The organism is Polaromonas sp. (genome assembly GCF_029945685.1).
Taxonomy (GTDB): domain Bacteria; phylum Pseudomonadota; class Gammaproteobacteria; order Burkholderiales; family Burkholderiaceae_C; genus Polaromonas.
The window spans coordinates 25,567-50,354 of the sequence record NZ_JAQSDA010000026.1; the positions used below are offsets into that span (position 1 = coordinate 25,567).

18 protein-coding genes are annotated in these 24,788 nt (G+C 63.2%); 13 read left to right on the forward strand and 5 right to left on the reverse strand.

What is annotated here, in order from left to right; genetic code table 11:
* Nucleotides 1–94: 94 nt before the first annotated feature.
* The 3 genes from PSV26_RS18190 to hppD form a co-directional block, all read right to left on the reverse strand.
* Nucleotides 95–1,867: an adenylate/guanylate cyclase domain-containing protein gene (locus PSV26_RS18190; RefSeq protein ID WP_300572775.1), complete on the reverse strand. Its 1,773-nt coding sequence runs from the start codon at nucleotides 1,865–1,867 to the stop codon at nucleotides 95–97.
* A 114-nt stretch (nucleotides 1,868–1,981) separates the two neighbouring features.
* A complete protein-coding gene (phhA, locus tag PSV26_RS18195; protein WP_300572778.1) occupies nucleotides 1,982–2,836 on the reverse strand; it encodes a phenylalanine 4-monooxygenase in 855 nt (284 codons plus the stop codon).
* 113 nt (nucleotides 2,837–2,949) lie between these two features.
* Nucleotides 2,950–4,086 (reverse strand): 4-hydroxyphenylpyruvate dioxygenase, encoded by a 1,137-nt coding sequence (gene hppD / locus PSV26_RS18200; protein ID WP_300512414.1) that lies wholly within the window; start codon nucleotides 4,084–4,086, stop codon nucleotides 2,950–2,952.
* Between the two features lie 129 nt (nucleotides 4,087–4,215).
* Between hppD and PSV26_RS18205 the strand changes: the two genes are divergently transcribed.
* From PSV26_RS18205 to lnt, 4 genes are all read left to right on the forward strand, one after another.
* Nucleotides 4,216–4,689 carry an Lrp/AsnC family transcriptional regulator gene (locus tag PSV26_RS18205; RefSeq protein ID WP_300512413.1) on the forward strand — a complete coding sequence of 158 codons (474 nt, stop codon included), beginning with the start codon at nucleotides 4,216–4,218 and terminating at the stop codon, nucleotides 4,687–4,689.
* 248 nt (nucleotides 4,690–4,937) lie between these two features.
* On the forward strand, nucleotides 4,938–5,663 hold the full coding sequence (locus tag PSV26_RS18210) for a GNAT family N-acetyltransferase (RefSeq protein WP_300512412.1): 726 nt from the start codon (nucleotides 4,938–4,940) through the stop codon (nucleotides 5,661–5,663).
* A 229-nt stretch (nucleotides 5,664–5,892) separates the two neighbouring features.
* A complete protein-coding gene (locus PSV26_RS18215) occupies nucleotides 5,893–6,747 on the forward strand; it encodes a transporter associated domain-containing protein (protein WP_300512411.1) in 855 nt (284 codons plus the stop codon).
* Between the two features lie 23 nt (nucleotides 6,748–6,770).
* Nucleotides 6,771–8,399, forward strand: coding sequence for an apolipoprotein N-acyltransferase (lnt, locus tag PSV26_RS18220; RefSeq protein WP_300572781.1), 1,629 nt, complete (start codon nucleotides 6,771–6,773; stop codon nucleotides 8,397–8,399).
* Here lnt and PSV26_RS18225 read toward each other — a convergent pair.
* Nucleotides 8,379–10,139, reverse strand: coding sequence for an amidohydrolase family protein (locus PSV26_RS18225; RefSeq protein WP_300572784.1), 1,761 nt, complete (start codon nucleotides 10,137–10,139; stop codon nucleotides 8,379–8,381). The genes lnt and PSV26_RS18225 overlap by 21 nt on opposite strands.
* Nucleotides 10,120–11,046, reverse strand: a complete 927-nt coding sequence (locus tag PSV26_RS18230) for a bile acid:sodium symporter family protein (protein WP_300572787.1) — start codon at nucleotides 11,044–11,046, stop codon at nucleotides 10,120–10,122. The genes PSV26_RS18225 and PSV26_RS18230 overlap by 20 nt, the downstream gene beginning before the upstream one ends.
* Nucleotides 11,047–11,133: 87 nt before the next feature.
* Here PSV26_RS18230 and glyQ point away from each other — a divergent pair, with 87 nt between their 5' ends.
* From glyQ to PSV26_RS18275, 9 genes are all read left to right on the forward strand, one after another.
* Entirely contained in the window at nucleotides 11,134–12,039 is a 906-nt protein-coding gene (glyQ, locus tag PSV26_RS18235; RefSeq protein ID WP_300512405.1) for a glycine--tRNA ligase subunit alpha, read from the forward strand.
* Nucleotides 12,040–12,041: 2 nt separating this feature from the next.
* Nucleotides 12,042–14,192: a glycine--tRNA ligase subunit beta gene (glyS, locus tag PSV26_RS18240; protein WP_300572790.1), complete on the forward strand. Its 2,151-nt coding sequence runs from the start codon at nucleotides 12,042–12,044 to the stop codon at nucleotides 14,190–14,192.
* 10 nt (nucleotides 14,193–14,202) lie between these two features.
* Nucleotides 14,203–14,760, forward strand: coding sequence for a D-glycero-beta-D-manno-heptose 1,7-bisphosphate 7-phosphatase (gene gmhB / locus PSV26_RS18245; RefSeq protein WP_300572794.1), 558 nt, complete (start codon nucleotides 14,203–14,205; stop codon nucleotides 14,758–14,760).
* A gap of 86 nt (nucleotides 14,761–14,846) precedes the next feature.
* Nucleotides 14,847–15,602, forward strand: coding sequence for a 1-acyl-sn-glycerol-3-phosphate acyltransferase (locus PSV26_RS18250; protein ID WP_300572795.1), 756 nt, complete (start codon nucleotides 14,847–14,849; stop codon nucleotides 15,600–15,602).
* Nucleotides 15,603–15,637: 35 nt separating this feature from the next.
* A complete protein-coding gene (locus tag PSV26_RS18255; RefSeq protein ID WP_300572796.1) occupies nucleotides 15,638–16,651 on the forward strand; it encodes a SprT family zinc-dependent metalloprotease in 1,014 nt (337 codons plus the stop codon).
* A gap of 146 nt (nucleotides 16,652–16,797) precedes the next feature.
* Nucleotides 16,798–17,238, forward strand: coding sequence for a response regulator (locus PSV26_RS18260; RefSeq protein WP_300512399.1), 441 nt, complete (start codon nucleotides 16,798–16,800; stop codon nucleotides 17,236–17,238).
* Between the two features lie 399 nt (nucleotides 17,239–17,637).
* A complete protein-coding gene (locus PSV26_RS18265; protein ID WP_300572798.1) occupies nucleotides 17,638–22,329 on the forward strand; it encodes a PAS domain S-box protein in 4,692 nt (1,563 codons plus the stop codon).
* Between the two features lie 116 nt (nucleotides 22,330–22,445).
* The gene (locus PSV26_RS18270) at nucleotides 22,446–23,087 is read left to right on the forward strand and encodes a response regulator (RefSeq protein WP_300512396.1); all 642 of its coding nucleotides are present in this window, start codon (nucleotides 22,446–22,448) and stop codon (nucleotides 23,085–23,087) included.
* Between the two features lie 56 nt (nucleotides 23,088–23,143).
* On the forward strand, nucleotides 23,144–24,727 hold the full coding sequence (locus PSV26_RS18275; protein WP_300572801.1) for an ATP-binding protein: 1,584 nt from the start codon (nucleotides 23,144–23,146) through the stop codon (nucleotides 24,725–24,727).
* The last annotated feature ends 61 nt before the right edge of the window (nucleotides 24,728–24,788 follow it).

Sequence of the window (24,788 nt, forward strand, 5' to 3'; positions counted from 1 at the left end):
CGCTATACCCACCGCTATACCCACCGCTATACCCACCGCTATACCCACCGCTATATCCACCGCTCATTTTTCGCTCCCAGTTATGTTGATGAGGTTAATGTTCAGTGAGGCCCAGTGCACGAAGCGCAACGGCGCAGCGTTGCCGGGTGACGCTGCTCGCGCTCCCGATGGCGAGATAGCTTGACACAGACATGCCGGGAGTTTCTGCCAAAAGCATGGCCAAGGTCGATTTCGCATCTTCGAGCATGCTCGCTTCAACCTGCGCAGTCAGAAGCACGCGCATGGTCGGTGCGTGATGTCGATTCGCTTTCAGGGACTGTCGCGCATACTGAATTGCGCGGCCGTGATCGTTGACGGTAAGCAAGGCCGCTGCCGAAAGCATGTCGAAATAATATTTAAGGGGGTCTATCGGAGACAGTGCATTCGCATACTCCACTTCCGAAACTGCGTCACTCGGCGCTCCCCACATGGTTGAGGCCACGCTCTTGAAAAGCCAGGCCATTGGCTCATTCGGGTTCGCCTCAATTGACTGCGCAAGTCTGGTTGCTGCAAGGTCAAAGTTGCCGAGCAATTGGCAATATGCATGCCCCTCGACTGCCAGTGTGAGCGCGTTGGCCGGCTCAATGTCGAGCGCTCGCTTTGTTTGCTCAAGTGCCATGCGCGCGTCTTCTTCCGGGCTCTGGCTCAGCCCCCGGATGATCCGCATGATGTACCACTTGGCCAGCCATGCACGCGGTGTGGCGATGCGACCGTGTCGTTCTATCAGGGCATCAAGAGCCTGACGGCTTCGATCAAAGTCACGGACCGAGGATCGGTGCATCATCGAAATTCCACCGAGCAGCAAGGCGCTGCTGTCCAGCCGCGGCATGGGCTGCAGCAAAGTCTGCTGGACTTCAGCATCAATGAGTGCGCGGGATGTTGCCGCTGCTAGGCTGTTGAGCAATTCGCTTTGGGCCTGTAGCAAGTCATCTGTCACGCCCGATACACGTTCCGCCCAGACGATTTGAGTCGTTCGCGCGTCGGCCAGCTCGGCCATGATCAGAATCTTGCCGCCGCTGGCGATGTAGCTGCCGGACAGAACAAACGAAGCGCCCAAACGTGATTCCACATCCGGCATGACGCTGGTTCGTCCTCGGAACGCCGTGGTCGACAGGCGGGAAATGACACGTATGTCAGGGCTGCGGGAGAGCTGCGCAATCACTCCATCCGCAATGAGCTCACCGATAACAAAATTTTCTGGCTCGTTGCTGCGTGCTTCGAAGGGAATGACCGCGATGGTTGGCCGCAAGTCTGAGGGCAGAGCACCGCTGGCGGGTATGACCGGCGCATGGCCCACCGGGCCGACCCGGTAGGCGCGAACCGGTTTTTCAACATGTTTGAGATGGCATTCCCCCAGGTCTTCGACATCGGCGTCCAGCCCTGCTGCGAGCTCATCGCGCAGCTCGGACGAAACCACCATTTCCCCTGGACCGGCGAGCGTGCTCACGCGCGAGGTCAGGTTGACGTCGGTGCCGTAGATGTCGTGCTGGTCGGTAACGAAGCTGGCCAGGTGGCCGCCCATGCGCAGGTGCATCTGGTGCTCGGGCGGCACGCCGAGGTTGGCCTGCCGGGCGAAGCTGTGCAGGGCAAACGCGGCCTTGACACAACTTTGGGCGCTCGCGAACTCGAGCATCAGGCCGTCACCCAGGCTTTTGACAATGCGCCCGCCATGGCGCGGCAACACGTTCTGCTCCGCTTCTTCCACGAGTTGTTGCCACCGCCGTACAAAGCCATCCTGATCCTGCTCCATGATCCGGACCGACTCCACCACGTCCATGACCAGCAACACTTTTGTGCTTCTTGTCAGGTTGGCGGGTAGTTCGATCAACGGGAGCCTCATCGTAGACGGTGTAACAAAATTTTACCTCCTCCTTTTGTAGGAGAAGCCGTCTCGATGAGTTGGACAGACACGATGGCGCACTGGAAGGCGCCATGCGTTGCTTTAGCGCTGAATGGCTTCCTCGTTGCCCTGCCGCGCACCGGCGGCGATGTCGGGCAGTCCCTGCAGCCGCTGGTAAATCGGCGTGAAGTCGGGCGCGGTTTTGTCGAACAGTTCCTGAAAGCTGTTGATGACAAAGTAGGTCTGCTGGTAGCTGTCGATCTTGTAGCGGGTGCGCATCACGCGTTCAATGTCCAGCGGGAGGCGCTGTGGCTCCGGGCTTTGCACCGAGTACTGCAACTCGCCCGACGAGCTCAGGATGCCGGCACCGTAAGCACGCAAACCATCTTTCTGCTGGATCAGCCCGAACTCGACGGTGTACCAGTAGAGCCGGCTCAATTGCTCGCACGCGCCCAGGCCATGCGCCTTGAGCCCGCCCTTGCCGTATTCCTGCATGTGGTCGGCGAAGACGGGGTTGAACAGCAGCGGTACATGGCCGAACAGGTCGTGAAACACGTCGGGCTCAACGATGTAGTCGAACTCTTCCGGTTTGCGTATCCAGTCGGTCACCGGAAATTTCCGGTTCGCCAGCAGCGTGAAAAACGGCACCTCCGGAATCAGCCCGGGCACGGTGACGATCTCCCATCCCGTGGCATGGCGCAGGCGCCGGTTGATGTCCTCAAACCTTGGAATATGGTCACTGGCGCCCAGCAAGGGCAGGGCCGCGATGAACTCGTCACAGGCCAGGCCCGGCAACAGTGTGGCCTGGCGCGCGTACAGGCGCCGGTAGGTGTCGTGGTCGGCGGCGGTGTAGCAGTCGTAGTCCTGCGGGCAGGTGTAGTCGGCGCCGGCGCGCGTGTAGTCGCCGCGCGGCGGGCGTTCGCTCGCGCCGTAGACAACGGGTGGAGCAGCCCCCACGCTCCCCACTGGGTGTGGTTCGCTGCCCCCCGAGGGGGCCGTCGCTTGCTCGGGGCGGCCCTTCGCGGCGCGGGCTGCGTCACCGCTGATTGCTGCCTGAGACATGGTATTTGTCATGCTGTTTGGAGCACGCCACGCCGCATCTGGTCCAATTCCATGCTTTCAAACAGCGCCTTGAAGTTGCCTTCGCCAAAACCCTGGTTGCCCTTGCGCTGGATGAACTCGAAGAAGATCGGGCCGAGCTGGTTTTCGCTGAAGATCTGCAGCAGCAGCTCGCCGGGCGTGCCGTCCACCAGGATGTTGCGCGAACGCAGCTCGGCCACGTTTTCGCCATGGCCGGGGATGCGCTTGTCGAGCAGCTCGTAGTAGGTATCGCTGGTGTTGAGCAGCTTGATGCCGCTCAGTTGCAGGGCGTCCACCGTGGCGAACAGGTCGTTGGACCCCATGGCAATGTGCTGGATGCCTTCACCCTGGTACTTGTCGAGGTACTCCTGGATCTGGCCGGCTTTCTCGTTGCCCTCCTCATTGATCGGGATGCGTATCTTGCCGCAGGGGCTGGTCATGGCCTTGCTCTTGACGCCGGTGGTCTGGCCCTCGATGTCGAAGTAACGCACCTCGCGGAAGTTGAACAGGCGCTCGTAAAAGCCCGACCACTCGGCCATGCGGCCGCGGTGCACGTTGTGGGTCAGGTGGTCGATGTAGGTCAGGCCGTGGCCGGCCGGGTTCAGCTCGGCACCCGGCAGGGGCTCGAAGTCCACATCGAAGAACCCGATGTTGCCGATGTCGCCGTCCTTCGCACCGTTCTTGCCGCGCCAGCGGTCGATGAAATAAATGATGGAGTCGCCAATGCCCTTGATCGCCGGGATGTTCAGCTCGCCCGGGCCGGCGGTGTGCGCATAACCCCAGGCACCCAGGCGGATCGCGCGTTCGTAGGCGGCCTTGGCATCCTGCACGCGGAAGGCGATGGCGCAGACGCTGGGGCCGTGCTGGCGCGCAAAACGCTGGGCAAAGGAGTCCGGCTCGGCGTTGATGATGAAGTTGATGCCGCCCTGGCGGTACAGCGTCACGTTCTTGTGGCGGTGTTTGGCAATCGGCTTGAAGCCCATGCGCTCGAACAAGGCGCCCATGGCGGCCGGATCCGGCGCGGCGTATTCAATGAACTCGAAGCCGTCCGTGCCCATGGGGTTGTCCCAGGTAGCCGTGGCGGCTGGCGGGGAAGACGGGGCGGGTTGGGTGATGGCTGCGTTCATGCGTGTTGTCTCCAGGCGGTTCAGAAAAAAATAGCGGCACATCCACTTTAGACGCGTAGCCCATCAATTTTTATGCAAAACACGGCGTCAAGCTTGCTGGTTGCGCATCAAACCTGCAAAATGCTGGCCATGGAAGCACTCGACAAGCTGGACAAGCTCATATTGCGCAGCCTTCAAGCTGACGGTCGCGCGACTTACGAACAGATTGCCGAACAGGTCAGCCTGTCGCCCAGCGCGGTGCTGCGCCGTGTCAAGCGGCTGGAGGAAAGCGGCGTGATCGACCGGTATGTGGCGCTGGTCAGGCCGGAAGCGGTCGGGCTGGGGCTGACCGCCTACATCAATGTGCGGCTGGAAAAACACACGGAATCGCACAAGCGCAACCCGATGGACCTGTTTCGCGCCAGTGTGCAGACCTGGCCCGAGGTGGTGGAATGTGCAGCGCTGACCGGCGAGATGGACTATTTGCTGCGTGTGGTGGTGGCCGACATGGGGCATTACAGCCGCTTCATCATGGACACGCTGCTCAAACACCCCAGCGTGCAGGACTGCAAGACCAGTTTTGTGCTGGACCGCGTGAAAACGACGACGGCTGTGCCGGTTTGATGCGGGGCCGAGGGCTGGCCCGGGCCAGACGAGGTGCTGATTTAGGGGCCTGCCCCCCTTTTGATGTCCACTAGTACCGGTTTGACGGGCTCCGGGCAAGAAAGTTGCTATAATATTCATAGCTGTTTGCGCATGCCCCACAAGGGATTAATGCCTTTCTGACTAGGAATTTCCGCGGATCCCCGGGCCCAGCCGTTTAAATATCCTTCAGGGCTGGACATTCTAGGGAAAACCCTTATATTGAACCCATGGTTACCCCCGGCACATTCATCAAGGCGTCCATTTCTGCGGGCAGGGAGTTCTTCCGCCCGCCCGCGGACGACGCAACGCGCGCGCCGCATCGCCCGCCTGTGCTGGTGCCCATCCGCTCCATCGGCCCCACGCACGGTGAACGCATCGAAAAACATCTGCTGTCGCTGGACCCGCATGACCGTTACCTGCGCTTTGGTTACGCCGCCCGCGACGAGCAGATCCAGCGCTACGTGGCAGGCCTGAACTTCGAGCGCGACGAGATTTTCGGCATCTACAACCGCAAGCTCGAGCTGATCGCCATGGCGCACCTGGCGCTGTCGATCGACCCGGAGCTGAAAAGCTGCGCCGAGTTCGGCGTGTCGGTGCTCAAGCACGCGCGCGGGCGCGGCTACGGCGCGCGCCTGTTCGACCGCGCCGTGATGCACTCACGCAATGAGGGGGTGAGCATGATGTTCATCCACGCGCTCAGTGAAAACACCGCCATGCTCAACATCGCCCGCAAGGCTGGCGCGGTGATCGAGCGTGACGGCTCGGAAAGCGAGGCCTACCTCAAGCTGCCTCCGGCCGATCTGGACTCGCGCATGACCGAGATCGCCCTGGAGCAGATCGCCCAGACCGACTACCGCCTGAAAGTTCAGGCCAAACAGTTCTGGGACCTCCTGGCCCTGGTCCAGGAAGTGCGGCAGGGCGTGCGCGACAGCCGCGACCGCATGCCTATATAGCCCCCACGGTCGCTCGCTTCGCGTAGCTTCCTGCCCCCCCCCGAGGGGGCCGCTGCGCCTGCGACCCGGCAAAGCCGGTTCCGCGGCCCCTGCTTGAATGGAGATGGCCCCAGGCTCGCTCAACTTTGAACCCGTTCGTCCTGAGCCTGTCGAAGGATGCGCCCGAGCGGGAGCATCGCCAGATCGAAGTACGTTATCCTTGGCAACTTGCCAACTACCGCACACCTCCGTGTCCGACAACCCCCCCAGTAGACCGCCCAAGCCCGAAGACAAACGCGGCTTCCTGCAGAAGCTTGCAGAAATGCTTCATCCCGGGCCCGATTCCAAAGCCGAGCTGATTGAAACCCTGGTCGAGGCGCAGGACAACGAGGTCATCGGCGCGCAAAGCCGCGAGATGCTCGAAGGCGTGATCCGCATGGCCGACATGACGGCCGGCGACGTGATGGTGGCAACGCCCCGCATGGATGTCATCAACATCGATGCGCCGTTCGACGAGTTGCTGCATCTGGTGATCGACACCGCCCACTCGCGCTTTCCGGTTTTCGAGAACGAGAAAGAAAACATCATTGGCATCCTGATGGCCAAGGACCTTCTCAAGCTGCAGCGTGCGCCCGAGCTCAACATCCGCGCCTTGCTGCGTCCGGCGGTGTTTGTGCCCGAGAGCAAGGGCCTGAACGACCTGCTGCGCGAATTCCGCGGCAACCGCAACCACCTGGCCATCGTCATCGACGAGTTCGGCCGCGTGGCCGGGCTCATCACGATTGAAGACGTGCTCGAGCAGATCGTCGGCGAGATCGAGGATGAGTTCGACATCGCCGAGGACGAGGGCGACATCTTCGGCCTGACCGACCACACCTACCGCGTCAGCGGTGACACCTCGATCGAACGGGTCAACGAGGCCTTCGGTGTGCTGTTGCCCGAAACCGACTTCGAGACGATTGGCGGACTGGTGGCCCACGAGATGGGCCATGTGCCCAAACGCGGCGAGCTCTTCGCGCTGGCCGGCCTGCAGTTCACCGTGCTGCACACCAAAGGGGGCGCCGTGCGCTGGTTCAAGGTGTCGCCCGTCGCCACGGGTACCTGAGGCGCGGCGGACGCGAGCAAACGATGGCAAGGGACTCCATTCACAGCATGATGTCGGCGTTGCCCACGTTGCCGGCCCTGCTGGAGCATATCGGGCACCCCCAGCCGCGCAAGGGGCTTTCCTTTCTTGACATTGCTATTGTTTTAATAGCTGGTTGCGCCCATGCCCTGAGCGTTGCATGGCCTTTTTCCTCCGGATTGGCACAAGGCCAGCCGGTCTGGTGGCTGCAGCTGCTGGCCCTGGCTGCGCTGGTCCGGTCGCTGGAGCGCTGCGCCCGTTTCAAGCAGGGGCTGCTGCTGGGCTGGCTGTTTGCCACCGCCTGGCTGTGCGGTATTTTCTGGTGGCTGTTCATCTCGCTGCATGTTTACGGCGGGCTGGCCGCGCCGCTGACGGTGCTGGCCGTGCTTGGCCTGGCGATTTTTCTGGCTACCTATTACGCCGTGGCCTGCGCGGCCTACGTCCGCCTGGCCCCCCTCGGGCAAACGCGCAGGGCGATTGTTTTTGCGGCGCTCTGGCTGCTGGCCGAGCTGGCCCGGGTGGAGTTTTTTACCGGCTTCCCCTGGGGCGCCGCCGGTTACGCGCACCTGGACGGCTGGATGGACGGTTATGCGCGGTGGATCGGGGTGCACGGCATCACCTTCCTGGCGGCTTTCCTGGCCGCCAGCCTGGGGGGCTTGGGCCGGTCGCGGCGCCAGCTGGTCATGTTCCCGGTGCTGGCGGCGCTGATGGTGGCGGGGGCGCTGGCGGCAGGAAAGCAGACCTCCACCCCGGCCGGCAGCCTGCAGGTGACGCTGCTGCAGGGCAACATCCCCCAGGACGAGAAATTCCAGCCCGGCACCGGCCTGCCGACGGCGCTGCGCTGGTACGGCGAGCAGTTGCAGGGTGCCAGAACCTCGCTGGTGGTGGCGCCTGAAACGTCTCTTCCCCTGCTGCCGCAGCAACTGCCCGAGGGTTACTGGCGCGCCGTGCAGGCGCGTTTTGCCTCCGGCCAGCAGGCGGCGCTGATCGGCATGCCGCTGGGCAGCTACAGCGCGGGTTACGCCAATTCGGCGGTGGGGCTCAAACCCGGCCAGGCGCAGCCGTTTCGTTTCGACAAGCACCACCTGGTCCCGTTTGGCGAGTTTGTCCCGCCGGGTTTTCGCTGGTTCATCAACCTGATGAACATCCCGCTCGGCGACTTCAGGCGCGGCCCGCTGGGCCAGCCTTCCTTTGACTGGCAGGGCCAGCGGCTGGCGCCCAACATCTGCTACGAAGACCTGTTTGGCGAAGAGCTGGGTGCCAGCTTCGGCGACGCGGCCACGGCACCCACGGTGCTCGTCAACCTCAGCAACATCGGCTGGTTCGGCAACACCATCGCCATCGACCAGCACCTGGCCATCTCGCGCATGCGCGCGCTGGAGTTCGAGCGGCCCATGCTGCGCGCCACCAACACCGGGGCCACGGTCATCATCGACCACCGCGGCAAGGTCACCCACGAGCTTCCGCGCCACACCCGCGGCGCGCTGGTGGGCGAGGTCGAGGGGCGCAACGGCATCACGCCTTACGCCTGGTGGGTGTCGCGTTACGGCCTCTGGCCGCTGTGGGCCCTGGGCCTGGGCGTGGCGGCACTGGCGCTGGTTTTTCGCCTGCGTTCAGGCCGCTTGCTGGCCTGAGCGGACCAGCCGGCCCGGCCGTGCGGCCGTGACCTCTCCCTCGCGGGCCACACACTGGCCCGCGACCCAGGTGCCGATGTATCCCTGCGCCTTTTGCAGAAAACGTTTGCCGCCGGCGGGCAGGTCGCGCACCAGCTGCGGCAGGCCGACGCTTAATCGCGAGGGGTCAATGACGTTGATGTCGGCTCGCAGGCCGGGCGCCAGCCGCCCGCGGTCGTTCAGGCCCAGGTAGCGCGCGTTGCGCGATGTCATCATCTCCACCGCCTGCTCCAGTGACAGGCGGTCTGCCGCGCGGCCCTGCACCCAGTGGGTGAGCATGAAGGTGGAAAAACTCGCGTCGCACACCGTGCCCACATGCGCGCCGGCGTCGCCCAGGCCGAACAGTGCGCGCGGGTGGCCCAGCATCTGGCGCACGGTGTCGAGCGAGCCCTGGTTGTAGTTGAAGATCGGAAAGTACACCAGGTTGCCGCCGTCGCCTTCGCTGAAGTAGTCGTACAGCGCCTCCAGCGCGGTGATGCCGCGCTGTTTGGCGCGCACCAGAAAACTCTGCATCACGCCGGGTTCGTAGTTGAGGGTGGCGTCGAGCGGGAACATGCGGCCGGCGATCATTTCAATCCGAGCGAGCAGCATGTCCACCAGCGGCGGAATCGGTGTGCCGTCCCCCGCCAGGCGCTCCGACTTCTCGCCCAGTATGCGGGCTTTTCGGGCTGGTTCCCTCATGGCTGCTGCGCGGTCAGCTACTGAAAGCGTAGCAATTTCCTTGTAACCCGGAAAACCCATGAAAGGGTGAAAACTCGCGTCCAGCCCGTTGATGACGCCGATGCCGCGCGCCGCGGTCTGCAGGTACAGCGGCAGGCCGCGCGCCACAGCCGCTTCCACGCGGGCCTGCATGGCCAGGTACTGCTCACCGCCGGGGTCGCGCTGCAACCAGCTCATCGAGAGCGGCCGACCGCTGGCCGCCGCCAGTTGTTCGACCAGGTCGAACTCGGCGTCGAAGTTCTGCGGTCCCTGCATCAGGTCGAAGTCGCTGACGACCTGCACCACGCCGTGGGTCAGGCCCTCAAAGGCGCGGGCAATGCCGGTCAGTTCGGCCGCGCTGGCGATCGAGGCCGGTGTGTCATGGCCCTCGGCCGTGCGGTGGTTGTCCGATCGGCCAGTGGAAAAGCCCACCGCCCCGGCCGCCAGCGCCGCGCGCAGATGCCCGCGCATGGCGGCAATGTCCTGTTCACTGGCAGCTTCACGCGCCTCGGCGCGTTCGCCCATCACCAGCATGCGCAGGGGGTCGTGCGGCACCATGGCCAGGAAGTCCAGGCTGTGCGGCATGGCATCGAGCGCGTTCAGGTAGTCGCCAAAGCTCTGCCATGAAAATTTCACGCCTTCGGTCAGGGCCACGCCGGGGATGTCTTCCACGCCTTCCATCAGCTTGATCAGGCGGTCCTCGCTGCCGGGCCGCAGCGGCGCGAAGCCGACGCCGCAGTTGCCCATCACCACCGTCGTCACCCCGTGGTGGATGCTGGGGCTGAAGGTTTCGTCCCAGGTGGCCTGGCCGTCGTAGTGGGTGTGGATGTCCACAAAGCCGGGCGTGACCCACGCGCCGCTGGCGTCCACGGTGTCGCGCGCGGCCGCGGTGATGCGGCCGATGGCCACGATGCGGCCGTCCTGCACGCCGATGTCGGCCACAAACGGCGCAGTGCCGCTGCCGTCGACCACGGTGCCGCCCTTAATGAGCAAGTCGAGCATCTTTTCTCCTCCAGAACCAGGCCAGCGACAGGCCGCTGACGATGTGCCAGATGCCCCACAGGCTGGCAATGATGACCATGCCGAGGTCCGAGTTGAACTGTACGGCAATGATGCCCAGCGCCAGGCCCGAGTTCTGCATGCCGCCCTCGATCATCACGGCACGCCGGTCGCGTTCGCTCACACCCATGGCCTTGCTGGTGGCCCAGCCGAAAAACAGGCCGCTGGCATTGTGCGCGATCACGATGCCCAGCATCGGCAGCAGGCCCAGCGTCAGCAGCTGGCGCTCCTTGATCAGCCCAAGCACGATGAAGGCCAGCAGGGCCAGCAGCGAAAAGTTTCCCAGCGGTTTCTGGATGCGCGCCGTCAGTGCTGGCAACTGGTGCGAAAATAGCAGACCCAGCGCCATCGGCAGGGCCAGCAGCAAAAACAGGCTGATCCAGATGCCCGAGGGGTCGATGTCCAGCGTCTTGAGCCAGCCGGCCGTGGCCGGGTTGGCCGCCACCATCCAGCTGAAGTTGAACGGTGTGGCGACCAGCGCAATGACGCTCGCCACGGCCGACACGCTGACCGACAAGGCGGTGTTGCCGCGGCCCAGGTGGGTGACCACGTTACTCAGGCTGCCGCCGGGGCAGGCTGCCACCAAAATCATCGCGGCCTCGACATTGGGCGGCAGGTCCAGCACCAGGGTGGCCAGCCAGGTGCCCACCGGCAGCAGGATGAACTGCGGGATCAGCCCGCAGACCACCGCTTTGGGGGTTTGCGCGACGCGCCTGAAGTCGCTCACCTTGAGCTCCAGCGCGACAGAAAACACCATGGTGGCCAGGACCAGGCTCAGAATCAGTTGTTGGGTTGTCATGACACTTTCCTCGTGCCCGAGGGTAACCCGGTGAAAGCTCCGTAAAATCAAGGGTTTTCGCGGGTTCAGGCCCGTGCGGCCCTTTACCTGCGTTTATCTGCGCTCACCTGCGGCCACCCGTCGCGGCACATCCTATTTATGTTGACCTTTCAGCAAATCATCTTGAAGCTCCAGTCCTATTGGGACGCCCAGGGCTGTGCCTTGTTGCAGCCTTATGACATGGAAGTGGGCGCGGGGACGTCGCACACTGCTACGTTTTTAAGAGCGCTCGGCCCGGAGCCCTGGAAGGCCGCCTACGTGCAGCCAAGCCGCCGCCCGAAAGACGGCCGTTACGGCGAGAACCCGAACCGGCTGCAGCACTACTACCAGTACCAGGTCGTGCTCAAGCCTGCGCCGGCCAACATCCTGGAGCTCTACCTCGGCTCGCTCGAGGCGCTGGGCTTTGACCTGAAAAAAAACGACATCCGTTTTGTCGAGGACGACTGGGAGAACCCCACGCTCGGCGCCTGGGGCCTGGGCTGGGAGGTCTGGCTCAACGGCATGGAGGTCACGCAGTTCACCTACTTCCAGCAGGTCGGCGGCATCGACTGCAAGCCCATCACCGGCGAGATCACCTACGGCCTGGAGCGCCTGGCCATGTACCTGCAGGGGGTGGACAACGTCTACAACCTGCAGTGGACAGACAGCATGAGTTATGGCGACGTCTACCTGCAAAACGAAAAGGAGCAGTCCGCCTACAACTTCGAGCACAGCGACGCCGACTTTCTGTTCACCGCCTTCACCGCGTACGAGAAACAGGCCAAACACCTGATTGACGTGCAGCTTGCGTTGCCGGCCTATGAACAGGTGCTCAAGGCCGCGCACAGCTTCAACCTGCTGGACGCGCGTGGCGCGATTTCTGTGACCGAGCGCGCTGCCTACATCGGCCGCATCCGCAACCTGGCGCGCGCGGTGGCGCAGAGTTATTACGAATCCAGGGAGCGCCTGGGCTTCCCGATGGCGCCGCGCGAGTGGGTCGAACAGATGACGAAGAAGGCCGCATAAAAATGACAACGCAAAACCTTCTGGTCGAACTGTTTGTGGAAGAGCTGCCGCCCAAGGCGCTCAAGAAGCTGGGCGATGCCTTTGCCGGCGTCTTGTTCGAGCAGCTCAAGGCCCAGGGCCTGGCCAGCGCCGATACCTCGGTGGTGACGGCTTTTGCCTCGCCGCGCCGCCTGGCGGCGCATGTCACGCAGGTCTGGCGCAAGGCCGCCGACAAGGCCGTGCAGCAAAAACTCATGCCGGTGTCGGTGGGGCTGGATACTTCCGGCGAGGCCACGCCCGCATTGCTCAAGAAACTGCAGGCGCTCGGTGCCGACGTGTCGAACCCCGCCGCGGCCGTGGCCGCCCTCAAGCGCGCGCCCGACGGCAAGGCCGAGGCGCTGTTCTACGACAGCCTGGTGACGGGCGCCGCGCTCGATACCGGCCTGCAAAAGGCCATCGAAGAGGCCATCACCAAGCTGCCGATTCCCAAGGTCATGAGTTACCAGCTCGAGACCGATTGCGCCTTGCCGGGCTGGACCAGCGTGAACTTTGTGCGTCCCGCGCACGGCCTGGTGGCGCTGCACGGCAGCACCGTGGTGCCGGTCACGGCGCTGGGCCTGAAGGCGGGCAATACCACGCAGGGCCACCGATTTGAAGCCAGGGTGTCACCCGTGGTGATCAAGGATGCCGACGCTTATGCCCGGACCCTGCTGGATGACGGCGCGGTGATCGCCAGCTTCGGCGACCGCCGCTTTGCCATCGTGCAGCAGCTCGCGCAGGCGGCCGAACGCCTGGGCCCGGGTTACGAGGTGCTGATGGACGAGGACCTGCTGAGCGAAGTGACCGGGCTGGTCGAGCACCCCAATGTGCTGGTGTGCGAATTCGAGGCGCAGTTCCTCGACGTGCCGCAGGAGTGCCTGATCCTCACGATGAAGGCCAACCAGAAGTACTTCCCGCTGGTGGACGCGAAGGGCAAACTCACCAACAAGTTTCTGGTGGTCAGCAACATCAGCCCGGCCGACGCCAGCGCCGTCATTGGCGGCAACGAGCGTGTGGTGCGGCCGCGTCTGGCCGACGCCAAGTTCTTTTTTGACCAGGACCGCAAGAAAACGCTGGCCTCGCGTGTGGCGGGGCTGGACAAGGTGGTGTATCACAACAAGCTGGGTTCGCAGGGTGAACGTGTGGCACGCGTGAGTCGCATCGCCACGGAAATTGGGATGATGCTGGCGGTGGAGGGCGATTCCACCATTGCCATGCACGCCCAAAGGGCGGCAGAGCTTGCCAAAACAGATCTGGTCACGGACATGGTTGGCGAATTCCCTGAGCTGCAGGGCATCATGGGGCGTTATTACGCTCTGAACGATGGCTTGTCCGCAGATATTGCCGATGCCATTGAAGATCATTACAGGCCGCGTTTTTCCGGCGACGAACTGCCCCGCAATCAGGTCGGCGTGATTGTGGCGCTGGCCGACAAGCTCGAAACCCTGGTGGGCATGTTCGGCATCGGCAATTTGCCGACCGGTGACAAGGACCCGTTTGCCCTGCGCCGTCATGCGCTGGGCGTGATCCGCATGCTGATTGAACGCGACTTGCCGGTTCAGTTTCACGCACTTACGCGCCTGGCTTTCGCCGCTTTCCCCGCCGGCTTGCTGCAGGACAAGGCAGTGGAACTGGACGAGTTCCTGATCGATCGCCTGAAGGGCTATCTGCGCGAAGGCGGCTATTCGGTGACGGAGGTGGATGCGGCGATCTATGCGCAAAAGCTCGGTCTGTGGTCCACCATTCCCAAACGCCTGGCTGCGGTGCGCGCCTTCGCCGCGCTGCCCGAAGCGCCAGCCTTGGCCGCTGCCAACAAACGCATCGCCAACATCCTCAAGAAGGCCCCGGACGTCGATGCCCACGTCAGCGAGGTGCTGCTCAAGGAGCCCGCTGAAATCGCGCTTTACGCCGCCATGAAAGAAGTAGCACCCAGGGCCAACAGTCAGTTCGACGCCGGCGACTACACCGCTTCGCTGCAGACGCTGGCCGCGCTGCGCGCGCCGGTCGATGCGTTTTTCGACGGCGTGATGGTCAACGCCGAAGAGATGGATTTGCGCCTGAACCGCCAGGGCTTGCTCAAGAGCCTGCACGACGCCATGAACCGCGTGGCTGATCTGTCCAAACTCGCCAGCTAGGCGGATCGCCATGAAACTTGTCATCCTCGACCGCGACGGCACCATCAACAGCGACAGCGACGAGTTCGTCAAGACGCCCGACGAATGGGTGCCCTTGCCGGGTGCCCTGGAAGCGATGGCGCGCCTGACCCATGCCGGCTGGCATGTGGTGATTGCGTCCAACCAGTCGGGCCTGGGCCGCGGCCTGTTTGATGTGGCCTCGCTCAATGCCATGCACGCCAAGATGCACAAGATGCTGGGCGCACTGGGCGGGCGCGTCGATGCGGTGTTTTACTGCCCGCACAGCCCGGAAGAAAGCTGCACCTGTCGCAAACCCCTGGCCGGATTGTTCGAGCAGATAGGCGCGCGTTTTGGCGTGCCGCTCAAGGGCGTGCCGACAGCGGGCGACTCGGTGCGCGATTTGCTGGCCGGCGCCGCTGCCGGATGCGAGCCGCACCTGGTGCTGACCGGAAAATCGGCTGGGTACCGGGACGGGGGCCAGCCCGAGGGCCTGCCGCCGGGCACCTTGGTGCACACCGACCTGCCGGCCTTTGTGGAGTTCCTCCTGAACCGCAGTGCACCTGCCTGATGCTATAAAAATAGTAGCTTGTTGCGTCCGACCTGCAAGGGCTACAGGCATAAATCGCTTGAACATCGACTGAAGACACACACGCCATGCCACTGATTCGCTCTGTCCTGCACCTTCTGTGGATGATTGTCACGGTGATTCCGTGGGCGCTTGCCGTGCTGGTGTTTTCGCTTTTTGGCAGCAGCACCCAGATTTACTGGATGTGTGCCGGCTGGCTGCGCCTGGCTGTCAGCGGCGGCACGGTGATTCTAGGCATCAGAAATCGCGTGTCCGGCATGGAAAACCTGCCCACCAGCAACACCAGCGGCGCGGTCCTGCTGCTCAAGCACCAGAGCACGTGGGAGACGTTTTCGATGCCGACATTGATGCCGCACCCGCTGGCCTACGTTTTCAAGAAAGAGTTGCTCTACGTGCCCTTTTTCGGCTGGGCCATGGCGCGCATGGACATGATCCACATTGACCGCAGCCAGCGCACACAGGCTTTCAACAAGGTGGTCGAACAGGGCCGCCGCCTGATGGGCCAGGGTGTCTGGGTCATCATGTTTCCGGAGGGCACGCGGATTGAACGCGGACAAAAGGGCGTCTACAAGACCGGCGGCACGCGGCTGGCCATTGAAACCGGCGCCCCGGTGATCCCGGTGGCGGTGACGTCGGCCAAATGCTGGCCGCGCAAGGCCTTCATCAAGAGGCCGGGCATCGTCGATATCTCGATCGGCAAACCCATCAGCAGCCTCGGCCGCCAGCCGGAGGAACTGATGCGCGAAGTCGAGGCCTGGATCGAAGGCGAAATGCGCCGGCTCGACCCCGAGGCGTATCGGGAAACCACCGGGGCCGGTGTGTAGTCCCTGCCCACCCTCCACAAGGCTAAACTGCTGGCATGCAACGGCTTCTTCAGTTCACGCTTGACCTCTTTGACCTGGAGCCCGCCAGACCCGCGGCACCGCCGCCTGCAAAGCTTGACGCATCTCAGTCAAATCAGCCCCCAGCCCATGCTGCACCAGCGCCGACAGCTATAAAAAATGGAGCGAAAGGCGATCCGCAGCCGCTTGCGGCGCAGACCCTGGCGCAAGTGCTGGCGCCGGCCACCTACCGCCACCCCGCAGCCACCCGTGAGGCCTTGCTGGAGGGCGCCGTGGTGGCGTACCAGTTCCGGCGCGGCAAGCGGCGCACCATCGGCTTTTCGGTGGGTGCTGAAGGGCTGGTCGTGAGCGCGCCCAAATGGGTGCCGCTGTATGACATCGACAAGGCTGTGCAGGAAAAATCCGGCTGGATCGTGCGCAAGCTGCAGGAAACCCGTGCCCGTCACGACCGGCTCGAGTCGGCGCGCATTGAATGGAAAGACGGGACCACCCTGCCTTTCCTCGGTGAGCCGGTGATTGTGGTGATTGACCCGCGCCATGCCTTCGGTGCCGTGGGGGGCGAACTCAAGAGCATCGCCGGGCCAGGAGCGGTGCTCCATACCGGGGCCGACGCGCCCGACAGCACCCTGCCGGGCGTGCCGACCCTGACCCTGCACATCGCCCTGGCGCAAGATGCAACGCCGGAGCAGATCCGCGACTCCGTACAGGCCTGGCTGATGCGCCAGGCCAAGCGCCTTTTCACCGAGCGTCTCAACCACTATGCGCCCCATCTGGGTGTGCAATGGCGAAAGCTGAGCCTGAGCAGTGCCGGCACGCGCTGGGGCAGCGCCAGCGCCGACGGTGCGATCCGGCTGAACTGGCGGCTGATTCATTTCAAGCAGTCCGTGATTGACTATGTGGTTGTGCATGAACTGAGTCATTTGCGGGTGATGGACCACAGCCCGCGTTTTTGGGACACTGTGCGGACGGTGGTGCCGGACTATGCCGAACTGCGTAACCAGTTGAAAGAAGAGTCGGTGCCGAGGTGGTAGCCCGAAGGGACCGGGCAGGGTGCCTCGTGTGCCGGGGGGCTGCTTGAAAAAATTCGCAAAGAATGCTGGACAAATATGTTAAGTTGTGTAATATGACAAATATGACAAAATCGCCAACACAGTCGCAGTGAAGGAAAAGGTTTCTTATGCATGACAAACCCATTCTCGTGGTGGAAGACAACCCCGATCACCTGGAACTCACTGTCCTGACCTTGCAGGAGCAGGGGGCGGACACGGCCATCGTGACCGCGCGCGACGGCGCAGAAGCGCTGGATTACCTGTTTGGCCAGGGCGCGCACACAGGGCGCGACACACAGAGGCAGCCGGCCTTTGTCCTGCTCGACATGAAACTGCCCAAGCTGTCCGGCCTGGATGTATTGCGCAGCCTGCGCAGCAACCCGCTGACGGCGCTGGTTCCGGTGGTCATGCTGACCTCGTCGAGCGAGCAGTCCGACATCATTGCCTGCTACCAGAGCGGCGCCAACGGTTTTGTGCGCAAACCTGTCGACTTTGGTGAGTTCACGGAAAAGCTCAGCCGGTTACAGGACTACTGGCTACGGGTCAACGAGTCCATCGCCGCCGCTTGACGCCCGCCGGGTCGGACCTGGTGCCGTCTTGCATGCTCTCAGCAACATAAAAACGCCTCTTTTGCGCCTTGGCTGTGTTGCAGATCCACGCTGTACCCGCGGCATCGGCGTGGCTTGCGCCTTGCCATGACCCCACATTCATCGCTTCGGTTTGTTCCATCCGGCACGCAACACGGCGCCAGCAACGAAGCGGAACCCATGCAGGAATGAAGCAGGTGCTTGCGCAGATGACTTACAGTGGGGAGCGCCCATCTGAAAGCACCCGCTGGCGGCGCGTTTCAGAAACCCCGACCGCATGAACACCGTCCTGATTCCTTTCCAAGTCATTCAGCCCCGACTCAAGTGCGCCGGCCCGGGCCCGTTCCGACGACGTCGGCCCATGCCGCAGCGGATCACTGCATGAGGGCGGACGTCAGCCTGCGCACGCGTATTGTCGTGCTGGTGATTGTGGCGATCGTTCCGCTGTTCGGGCTGTCCATGTTCAAGGCGCTGCACAATGCGGACGCCGAGCTGGAACGTGCCAAGGTCAACCTGCAGTTTGCCGCTTCGCTGGCCGCCGCCAGCCAGGAGCGGGTGGCGGACTCTGCCCGGCAGGTGCTGACCCTGCTGGCTTCGTTGCCGGAGGTGCGGGACGGCAGCAATGCCGACTGCGACCACCATTTTTCAAGCCTGACCCGCCATCTTCCTGAATATGCCAATCTGGGCGTTGTGGGGCTGGATGGACAGACCCGTTGCCACGCGCTAGGGAGCGCCAGCAAGGCCTTTCTGGGTGACCGCACCTACTTTCGCGAGGCGATCGCCCAGCGCCGCTTTGTCGTGGGCACCTATGTCGTCGGACGGCTTGCCGGCACGCCGGTTCTGACCTTTGCGTTGCCAGTCATGGGTGCGGGCGACAAGGTGACGGGGGTGGTTTACGCCTCCTTCGATCTGGCCCGGATGGCCGACACGATTGCGGGCATACAGCTGCCGGTGGGGGCTGCGCTGGGCGTTCAGGACCGTGAGGGCACTTTGCTGGCGGGCAGACCCGTATTGCCCATCCGTGTCGGCGACAAGGTTCGCAGCCCGGTATTGCAGGAAGCGGTCAAGGCCATGGGTTCCGGCGTGCGCGAAGGCCAGGATGGCGGCGGCCACAAACGTTTGTGGGCGTTCATGCCGAGCAGTCCGCGTGCTGAAGCCGCGGTTTTTGTTTCGGTCAGCATGGACCGCGAACTGATCGTTGCGCCTGTGCGGCGCCAGCTGTGGGTGGAACTGGCGGCGCTTGCCCTGGTGGCCATTTTGGGCGGCTGGATCGCCTGGATGATAGGCGGCCGTTCGATTGTGGCGCCGGCGCGCCAGCTCCTTCACGCCACACGAGAGCTGGAAAAGGGCCATCTGGAGGCACGTGTGCCCATGCGGCCCGGGGATGACCGGAGTGAATTTTCCAGAATTGCAGCGGGCTTTAATCTGATGGCCGATTCCCTCCAGCATCGCGAAAGGGCGCTGGAAAATGAGTTGACACGAAACCGGCAGGCGTATGCCACGCTGGAGCTGACCATCAACAGCATGCAGGAGGGTCTGCTGGCGTTGGATGCGGCCGGGCGGGTGTTACTCGTCAACCAGACCGCCGCGCAATTGTTCGCCATTGATGAGACTTCCCTGGTGCTGGCGCCGCAGTGGCCGCAACGCCAGGGCCTGATGGCACCGGATACCCAGCTGCCATACAGTTTCGAGGAGTTGCCCCTCTACAAAGCCTTGCAGGGCGAGCGCGGCGGGCCACTGCCTGTGCTGGTGCGCAACGAGCGCGAGCCGGAGGGCCGCCTGATCAGCTGCAGCTACCGCCCCATGCAGGGTTCGGACGGCATCGTGGGCGCGCTGATGGTGTTTTCAGACATCACCCGCGTGCAGCAGCTGCAGCAGGAGCAGACACGCAGCTACGAGGAACTGCGCGAAGTCCAGCGCAAGCTGCTCAATGCGCAGCGGCTGGGGCGGATCGGCAACTGGGAGCTTGACCTGAAAACCGGGAAGCTCTGGTGGTCCGACGAGGTGTATGAGCTGTACGGGCTGACACCCGGGGAATTCGACCACCACCCTGACAGCGTGACCACGATGATCCACCCCGATGACCGCGCCGGATACATTGCGCGGCGCGATGAAGCCATGCGCGCCGGTCTGGGGCTGGATGTGGAATACCGCATACGCACTCCTGGTGGACAGACCCGCTGGATCCATCAGATGGGCGAGCTTTATGCCGACGACAAGGGCACCCCGCTGCTTCGTGCGGGCGTCGTGCAGGATATCACCGGCCGCAAGGTTGCCGAGCAGGCCGCCACGCGGACAACGGAGTTGCTGCAGCGTACCGGCGACATGGGAAAAATCGGTGGGTGGGAAGTCGTGCTCGACGGGATGCAGGCCATCTGGTCCGAGCAGATCTACCGGATTCACGAGGTGGACCAGAATGTTGCGGTCAGCGCCACCGAGGCTCTGGCCTTCTATGCGCCCGAGGCGCGGCCCGTCATGAACGCTGCGGCTCGGGCGGCCGTAGAGCATGGGAGGCCTTGGGACCTGGAGCTTCCAATGGTCACGGCAAAAGGGCGGCGCATCTGGGTGAAGACACAGGGGCGTGCGCTTTGGCGCGATGGCAAGGTGGAGCGCCTTGTCGGTGCGCTTCAGGACATCACGGAAAAGCACGAGTCGGAGGAACAGCTGCAGTTGCTGGAAACAGCGATTGCGCGATTGAACGACATCGTTCTCATCACCGAAGCCGATCCCCTCGACGAGCCAGGGCCGCGCATCGTGTTTGTCAACAATGCCTTCGAGCGCCGCACCGGTTATAGCCGCGAGGAAGCGCTGGGCCGGTCGCCCCGTTTCCTGCAGGGCCCCGCAACCCAGCGCGCCGAGCTGGACCGCATCGGTGCGGCGCTGCGCAAGGGAGAGTCGGTACGCGCGGAGCTGATCAACTATAAAAAGGGCGGTGAAGAGATCTGGCTGGACCTGGACATGGTGCCCATTGCCGACCCACACGGGCGGGTCACCCACATCGTCGCCGTTGAGCGCGACATCACCCGGCGCAAACTCGCCGAACAGGCCATGGTCGACAGTGAGCAGCGTTATGCCGCCCTGTTCAAGGCCGCGCCTGTACCGATGTGGATCGTCGACGCCGAGACTGCGCGGTTTCTCGCGGTCAACGAGGCTGCGGTCGCGAACTATGGTCACTCGCGCGAAGAGTTTTTGCAGCTGACGCTTTTTGATATCCGGTCCGGGACGGAGCAGGCACGGTTGAAGCAGCACCTCGCCAAAGGAATCATCGACCAGCCGGGCCGCTGGCTGCATCTGCGCAAGGATGGCGTTGAATTTCCCGTGGATACCGTGGCCCGGGCCATCACGTACATGGGCCGGGAGGCGCGTTTTGCGGTTGCTGTGGACATCACCGCGCAGATCAGGGCAGAAAAGGACGTGCAGGATTACCTGTTCACGCTGCAACGTGCCGCCGACGCGACCCATGCCATCACGCGCCATCGCACTGTCGAGGCGACGATGCAGGAAACCGTGGACCAGGTCCGTGCTGTGGTGGGTGTCCACCAGGCCGTGGTGAGCCTGACGGTCTCGGGTGAGCAGGCGCGGACCGTCAACGCCGTGTCGCACTCGGACAAATATGCCCACTGCCGCGACATGGTGCGCCTGACCCATGCCTGTGGTCTGGATGCCGTCGTCTGCGAAACCAACCGACCGGTGCGGCTGACCCAGTCCGCGCTGGAGGCGGACGCGCGCTGGGCGGGTGCTGGCGATGACACCGAGGCCGGCACCTTCATGCGCGGCTGGCTGGCGGTTCCACTGACGGGCCAAAGCGGCGAGAACATCGGGCTGCTGCAATTGAGCGATAAATACGATGGCGAATTCACATTGCAGGACCAGTATGTGGGCGTCGAACTCGCGCAACTGGCGTCCATTGCCATTGAGAACACCCAGCTTTTCGAGCAAGTCCAGCAGCTCAATCAGGGGCTGGAGGAAAAAGTCGTTGAAAGGACAGCCGCCCTGACGCGGCAGGAGGCCCTGTTCCGGGCGCTGGCCGAGCAGGCCCCGCAGATCATCTGGAATGTCGACGTCGACGGCAAGGTGACCTATCTCAATCGCAAGTGGTACGAATTGATGGGCGGGGAACCGGCCGACTGGATGGGGTACAAGTGGACCGCCGTGGTGCACCCGGACGACCTCGCTGACATGTCTGCCAAGTGGAAGATGTCCCGCCTGAGCCTGACCTCCTACGTGGGAATGCGGCGCCTGCGTGCGGCGGACGGAACCTACCACACCATGTCTTACCGGGGATCTCCGGTGCTCGATGACGCAGGTGCCGTACTGTTCTGGGTCGGTATTGATGCCGATGTGACCGAAATCAAGGACATTGAAACAGCCCTGCGCCTGTCCAACCAGGAACTTGAAGCCTTTTCCTACTCGGTGTCGCATGACCTGCGTTCACCGCTGAATACGGTGGACGGCTTCAGCCGCCTGCTGGCCAAGCAGCTCAACGCCGGCAGCCCGAACGAAAAGATCCAGCACTACCTGTCCCGCATCCACGCGGGCGTGGCCCAGATGGGGCGGCTGATCGAAGACCTGTTGTCCCTGGCGCAGGTGTCGCGCATGCAGTTGCGCCATGAAACGGTGGATTTGAGCGCCATGGCGCGGGAAATCGCTGAGGAATGCCAGGGGCGCAACCCGGAGCGCGTGGCCAGTATGAACATTGAACCGGGTTTGCAAGCCCAGGGGGACGGGCGGCTGATCCATGTCGTGATGGAAAACCTGCTCGGCAACGCCTGGAAGTTCTCGTCCGGGCGATCTCGCACCGAGATCCGGGTTGGCCGCACGACCGACGCCGCGGGGCTGCCGGTCTTCTTTGTGCAGGACAACGGCGCGGGCTTTGACATGGCCTATGCCGACAAGCTTTTCAATACCTTTCAGCGGCTGCATGCCGTGACCGAGTTTCCGGGAACCGGTGTGGGGCTGGCGACCGTCAGTCGCGTGATCAGCCGTCACGGCGGCAGGGTTTGGGCGCAGGCCGAGCCCGGCAAAGGGGCCACCTTCTTTTTTACCCTGCCCGGTAGCGGGGCCGCCGCTTGAGGGCAGTGAGCATGTCCAGTTGTAGAAGTTGGACAGGAATTGATAGCCATTAAATCCAATTGATTAAATTCATTAAATTGTTTAAATTGCAGGTGTCATTTTTAATAGGCCTCCTTATGCCCCGCGAACCCCAGACTTTCGAAAATGCCATCACTGCGAGCGAGTTCTCGAGCGATGACTATTGCGGGACCACTTATGCCGCCAAATTGCTGGGCTTGTCGGTCGCCACCGTCCAGTCACTGGTCGAAAAGGGCGAAATTGAAGCGTGGAAGACCCTGGGCGGGCACCGCCGGCTTTCCCTGCGTGCCATCAATGCCTATCTTCAGAAAAGCAGTCCGCAACGCGCCCAGGTGGATGCAGATCCACGCAATCGACTCAGCGTCCTCGTGGTGGAGGACGACGATGCCACCTGCGAGCTTTACAGGGCCCATTTCGACGAATGGGACATGGCGGTGGACTGCAGCTTCATGCCGTCTGCCCTGGAGGCCCTGATGGACATTGCCAGCATGCGACCGGACCTCCTGATCACGGACCTGAACATGCCCGGCGTGGACGGCATGGAGATGCTGCGCGCCCTCAAGCGCAATCAGCAACTGCTGGCGATGCAGATCCTGGTGATCAGCGGCTTGCCGCGTGAATCGGTTACGGAAAGAGGAGGCCTGCCACCCAACTCGTACTACCTTGAAAAGCCGATCAATTTCGACTGGTTGCACGGGTACGTGACTGCCCTGCTGGTGGCCAACCGCAAGTGGCGCTAGCCGGACCATTTCACCGGTAAGCGTGGGCGGTCTCCTGCGTTGGAAGAAGCCTGACCTTGACCCCGCTGACCCTCCTCAAGGCGTGGCTGAAGTCACTGAGGGGAAGCCGGCGGGCGCTGTTTCCAGGGGCCCAGACCAGGCCGGCGCACCCCAACGCAGAGGCCTTGCAGGCCGGTCTCGATCTGTCGTCTGACGGCATCGTATTGCTGGACAACAGCGGCCGGGTGGTGGCCTACAACAGTTGCGCCCAGGCGCTCATGCATTCCCCGCTTGGTGATTTGCATGGCCTTGATTTCTGGGATGCAGCAGCAGAAGAAGTAGCAGAGGAGTACCGCAGCGCCGCCGAAGAGGCGCTGCTGAAAACGGGGAGCCATACCTTTACCGTCCGTCATGCATTTGAGGACCAGTGGGTCGACTACTGCCTGCGCCGGCATGCCGACGGCCTGCTGGTGACCCTCAAGGATGTCAGCGCGATCCAGCGGGTCTCGCGCTCGCTCAGACACAGCGAAGCCAGCAACCAGGCTCTGTTCGACGCCCATCCGCAGGCGATGTGGCTGTTCGATCCAGGCTCCCGGCGCATTCTGGCAGCCAACAACGCTACTGCCGCACTGTATGGCATGGCGCCGGAAATGCTGAGCGCGCTGTTTGTTGAATCGCTTTTTCCCGACGATGAGGGGGCCGCCCTGCTGGACTCCCTGCCGCCAGGCGACTTTCAGCAGGAGACGCGACTGTGTACCCAGAAGAAGGCCGATGGCGAGCGCATGCTTGTTGAACTCACTTGCTCCAGCGTGCAATGGGCGTTGCGGCCGATCGTCCTGGTCAGCGTGACCGACGTAGGCGCACGCCATCTTGCCGACGCTCACCTCTCCAGGCTCAATGAAGAGCTTGAGATGCGCATCGAGGCGTGTACCGGGGAACTGCAGCGCAGCCGTGGCGAACTGGAGGCTTTCACGAGCGCGATGCTGCACGACCTGAAGGCGCCACTGCATGTCATCGTCGGTTTTGCCGCCACGCTGGCAGAGCGCCACGGCGGCTCGCTCGACGCGCAAGGTCAGCACTACCTCGCGCGTATCCGGGTGAGCAGTCTCCAACTGGCCAGGCTGATCGATGATTTGCGCACCCTGACTTATTTGCCGAACATGCCCATGACGCCGGAACGGGTAGATCTGGCCCCCGTGTGCCAGCGTCTGATGGACGAGTTGCGCAAGCGCGAGCCGGCACGGCATCTGGTGCTTGAAATGGAACCCGAGTTGCCGCTGATCTGCGACAAAACCCAGCTTTCCATGGCGCTGGCCTGTCTGCTCGATAACGCCTGGAAGTTCACTTCCCGGAAAGAGCAGAGCTGGATCCGGGTGGCCCTCATGACAGGGGGAAATCCCGCAGAGATCGTGCTGTCGGTGTCTGACAACGGGGCCGGTTTCGATACCGCCTACACGGGCAAGCTGTTCACCGCCTTCGAGCGTCTGCACTCGTCGGTGGATTTTCCCGGTGTCGGTTTGGGTCTGGCGATCGTCAAGCGTGTCGCGCAGTTGCATGGCGGTGAAGTCTGGGCTGTTGCTGCTGACAAGGGCGGGGCCAGCTTCTTCATGTCCCTGCCGCAGGACTCGGAATCGGCCGGCAGGTCCCCGCCAGCAGTCTGACCGATCCGGGGCGGCCTCCTTTCGCGCGTCCCGACGCGCGAAAGGAGGTCTGGCTTTCGGA